Consider the following 3,764-nt stretch of genomic DNA (forward strand, 5'->3'; position numbering starts at 1 on the left):
CGAGCACGGTGCACGCGACCGCCGACCCCAGACCGACCAGGACGGCCAGGTCACGGCACGCCCGCCGGGCGTCCGCGGACCCGGGTTTCGTCCGTTCGACGAGCCGTGGGTAGATCGCGCCGGCCACGACCGCGCCGAGGACGAACCAGCAGGGCAGCAGCGCCGGTGCGAGGACGACACCGACCGCACCCATCAGAAGGCCTGCGCCCGTCAGTGCGGCGATGAGCACCCGGCGGACCATCGTCGCCCACCGGGCCCGGGTGGTTGGTGGGACTGACATGGCGCCTCCGCGGTGGACCGTCACGTGGGCCTGTCACCACGTGTCGTCACCGGGGGCCGGAGCAACACCACCGACCGTACAGCAGCCGGCGAACGTGAGCAGGGTCGTCGCCCGCTCCGCGGTGGGCATGCTTCTCCAGTGCCGGTGCTGCGGTGACGTGGGGGCCGGCGCGGTCGAGCCGGACGCCGTGGAACGGCTCGACGTCGCAGCGCGTCGTGCTCCTCGCAGCCCGCCGGCGGGCTGCGAGGTGACAACACGGGCTGCGAGGTGGGCGCGGCCGGCCGCTCGCCGTGCCGCCGGAGCTCCGCAGCCGCCACGGTGACGGCCCGCTCATCACGACGCCGATCCCGGATGCGGAGCACGGGCCGGTGATCGTGTCGGCCGACGTCGCAGCCCGTCGAGCCACGTCGAGGTGATGGCGCACCAGACGGGCCGCTGCCCGCGGTTCCAGTGGCGGTCCAGGCTCGCGGGAGGCCGCCTGCGCAGCGGCCACGGGGCCCGGACCGCCGCCCGGTCCCCGGGACCGCCACAGCGTCGAGGCGGTGCACGCCGGCCGACCACCCGCACACTCACCGCCGGCGACGCTCCGACTGCGCGATGACCAACGGCGCCGCAGGGTGCAGTGGTCACTGCCTGAAGCCGAGATCGAATACTGCACGGTCTCATCCCCGCCGAACCGATCTCAGCCACTAGCGTTCGCGTCGTGACCACCACCGCCGAGAAGGCCTCCGAGCTGCTCCGCCTGCACACCGCCCCCGAGCTGCTGCTCGTCGTCAACGTCTGGGACGCCATCACCGCCACCGTCGTGGCGCAGACGCCCGGCACCACCGCCCTCGCCACCGCGAGCCACAGCATCGCCGCCGCCCACGGCTACCCGGACGGCGAGAAGATCCCCCGCGACGAGATGATCGCCGCGGTCGGGCTGATCGCCCGCACCGCCGGCGACCTGCCGGTCACCGCCGACCTCGAGGGTGGCTACGGCGACCCGGGCGGCACCGTCGCGCGGGCGATCGACGTGGGCATCGTCGGCGCCAACCTCGAGGACCAGATGAAGCCGCTCGCCGACTCCGTGAAGGCCGTGGAGGCGGCGGTCGCGGCCGGGGAGGCGGCCGGGGTGCCGTTCGTGCTCAACGCCCGCACCGACGCGTTCCTCAAGGCGGGCGACCGCGACCCCGAGGACGTCCTCGCGGACGCCATCGAGCGCGGCCGCGCCTACCTCGACGCCGGCGCGTCGAACTTCTTCGCCCCGGGCAAGCTCGACGAGAAGACCGTCGGACGGCTCGTGGAGGCCCTCGGCGAGCGGAAGGTCAACATCATCGGCATCCCCGGGTCCATCGACCTGGCCACCGCGCAGCGTCTCGGCGTGGCCCGCGTGTCCTACGGGCCGTGGAGCCAGAACGTGGCGTTGACGGCGCTGAGCGACCTCGCCGCCGACGTCTACGCCGGCGGCGGGCTGCCCGCGGACACGCGCAAGCTCAACTGAGACCGGCCCCGGACCGGTGCGCCCCGCCACGGGCAGGCCGCACCGGTCCGGGGACACCGCGTCCCGGAATCCGGCTTCCTTGACATACAACCGATCGGTTGTATGATTGCGGCATGACCGAGGACGACGAGGACCGGGCGGACGCCCTGTTCCACGCCCTCGCCGACCGCACCCGGCGCGACATCATGCGGCGGGTACTGGCCGGCGAGCACTCGGTCTCCACGCTCGCGGGGAACTACGACATGAGTTTCGCCGCGGTGCAGAAGCACGTCGCCGTGCTCGAGAGGGCCGGCCTGCTGACCAAGCGACGCCACGGTCGCGAGCAGCTGGCCAGCGGCGACGTGGCCGCGGTGCGATCGGTGGGCTCGATGCTCACCGAGCTGGAGCAGGTCTGGCGAGGCCGCATCGCCCGCATCGACGATCTCATCGCCACCGACCAGGAGGACTGAAACCATGCCCGTCACCGACGTCCGGCACGACGTGAACGCCCGCACCCTCACCATCGTCGCCGACTTCGCCGCCCCGCCCGCGCGGATCTGGCAGGTCTACGCCGACCCGCGCCAGCTCGAGCGCGTGTGGGGGCCGCCGAGCTACCCGGCCACTGTCGTCGACCACGACCTGCGCCCCGGCGGCCGCGTGAACTACTTCATGACCGGCCCGGAGGGCGACAAGCACGCGGGCTACTGGCAGGTGCAGACCGTCGACGAGCCGAGCGGATTCACGTTCGAGGACGGGTTCGCCGACCTCGACTTCACGCCGAACACGGCCATGCCCGTCTCGACGAACGAGTACCGGTTCGTCGCCCACGAGGGTGGCACGCGGGCCACCTACGTCAGCACCTACGCGACGGCCGAGGGACTGCAGCAGGTGCTGGACATGGGCATCGTCGAGGGCGCGAGCAGCGCGATCAACCAGATCGACGGGATTCTCACGACCGGCTGAGACCCGTACCGCGGGAGATCGCCAGCGCCGTCGCCCGGACGACCTGCTCGTAGGGCCGGGGCCGCACCCGGGCCGGCACCACGATCGACAGCGCGGCCACGACCCGGTTCTCGTGGTTGCGGGCGGGCGCGGCGATGGATGACACCGGGGCGGGATGGTCGCCGTCGAACACCGCGATGCCGACCTGCTGGACCTGTGCGAGCCGGCGCCCGAGCTCGGCCGCAGCGGGCGGGTCGAGGCGCCCGAGCTGCTCGTCGCGCACCTCGGGCGGAGCCCGGGCCAGCAGCACGAGCCCGACGCCGATGTCGTGCAGCGGCATCCGCCCGCCCACGCGGCCAGCAGATGCCGCAGCCGGTGGTCGAACGGGTGCTCCGCGATGCCGTGGCCGAGCTGTCCTGCGTCGAGGTCCGCTACGGGCACCGCGTCGTCGCCGCCGAGGACGGGCCGGACGGCGTCCGGGCACAGGTCCTCGCGCCCGACGGCACCGTCGAGGAGATCGAGGCCGACTATCTGCTCGGCTGGCGGCAGCTGCCGGCGACGTTCTGGGTGAACCCGCGCACGGCCCCGAGCTACCCGTGAGCGTGGTGGAACCGGCTGCTGCTGTTCCTGGGGGTGGCCGCGATCCAGGCCTATCAGGCCTCCTACCTCATCGTGGTGCTGGGCTTCCCGCCCGCCGACGTGGCCGGGGCCGTCTTCCTCTCCACGCTCGTGCTGACCGTGGCCGCGCTGGTCTTCGCCCCGATCGCGGGCAAGCTGTCCGACCGCGTCGGGCGGCGCAGGCCGTTCGTCATCGGGGCGGGCGGTGATCTTCGCGGTCGGGCCGGGGCGAGGAGCCCGGCCGCGGCTCGAAGCCACCCCCGGTGATCGCACGTTCGGCGCGTCGGCCTGACCGGATCCGTTGCGGAGCAGAACGAGGCGCCCCCGACGACCGGTGCAGCAGTGGCAGGGTCCCGCCCGCACGCTCGCCGACGCCGGGGGCGGCGATCGGCGGTGCGTTCTCCGGTGCCGCCCGCACCGCGGGCAACGTGCCGTTCGTGGGCGGCGACCTGGCCCGCGCGC

The 3,764-nt window shown here is 73.6% G+C and carries 7 protein-coding genes; 5 read left to right on the plus strand and 2 right to left on the minus strand.

The annotated features are described in order from the left end of the window. On the minus strand, positions 1–280 hold a 280-nt coding region (locus BGP03_RS27800), incomplete at its 3' end, for a hypothetical protein (RefSeq protein WP_299738092.1). A 703-nt stretch (positions 281–983) separates the two neighbouring features. Between BGP03_RS27800 and BGP03_RS27805 the strand changes: the two genes are divergently transcribed. The 3 genes from BGP03_RS27805 (at position 984) to BGP03_RS27815 (ending at position 2,705) form a co-directional block, all read left to right on the plus strand. After that, positions 984–1,763 carry an isocitrate lyase/phosphoenolpyruvate mutase family protein gene (locus BGP03_RS27805; RefSeq protein ID WP_296377401.1) on the plus strand — a complete coding sequence of 260 codons (780 nt, stop codon included), beginning with the start codon at positions 984–986 and terminating at the stop codon, positions 1,761–1,763. A 113-nt stretch (positions 1,764–1,876) separates the two neighbouring features. After that, positions 1,877–2,212 (plus strand): metalloregulator ArsR/SmtB family transcription factor, encoded by a 336-nt coding sequence (locus BGP03_RS27810; RefSeq protein WP_296377400.1) that lies wholly within the window; start codon positions 1,877–1,879, stop codon positions 2,210–2,212. A gap of 4 nt (positions 2,213–2,216) precedes the next feature. Next, positions 2,217–2,705, plus strand: a complete 489-nt coding sequence (locus BGP03_RS27815; protein ID WP_296377399.1) for an SRPBCC domain-containing protein — start codon at positions 2,217–2,219, stop codon at positions 2,703–2,705. Here BGP03_RS27815 and BGP03_RS27820 read toward each other — a convergent pair. Next, positions 2,692–3,036: an IclR family transcriptional regulator C-terminal domain-containing protein gene (locus BGP03_RS27820; protein WP_296377398.1), complete on the minus strand. Its 345-nt coding sequence runs from the start codon at positions 3,034–3,036 to the stop codon at positions 2,692–2,694. The two genes, BGP03_RS27815 and BGP03_RS27820, sit on opposite strands and share 14 nt — an antisense overlap. A gap of 11 nt (positions 3,037–3,047) precedes the next feature. On the opposite strand from BGP03_RS27820, the gene BGP03_RS27825 reads away from it, so the two are divergent. Both BGP03_RS27825 and BGP03_RS27830 read left to right on the plus strand, forming a co-directional pair. Then, positions 3,048–3,284, plus strand: a complete 237-nt coding sequence (locus tag BGP03_RS27825; protein WP_296377397.1) for an FAD-dependent monooxygenase — start codon at positions 3,048–3,050, stop codon at positions 3,282–3,284. Between the two features lie 33 nt (positions 3,285–3,317). Then, a complete protein-coding gene (locus BGP03_RS27830) occupies positions 3,318–3,569 on the plus strand; it encodes a hypothetical protein (RefSeq protein ID WP_296377396.1) in 252 nt (83 codons plus the stop codon). Positions 3,570–3,764 lie beyond the last annotated feature (195 nt).

This window comes from Pseudonocardia sp. 73-21 (genome assembly GCF_001899645.1).
In the GTDB taxonomy this organism is placed as follows: Bacteria; Actinomycetota; Actinomycetes; order Mycobacteriales; family Pseudonocardiaceae; genus Pseudonocardia.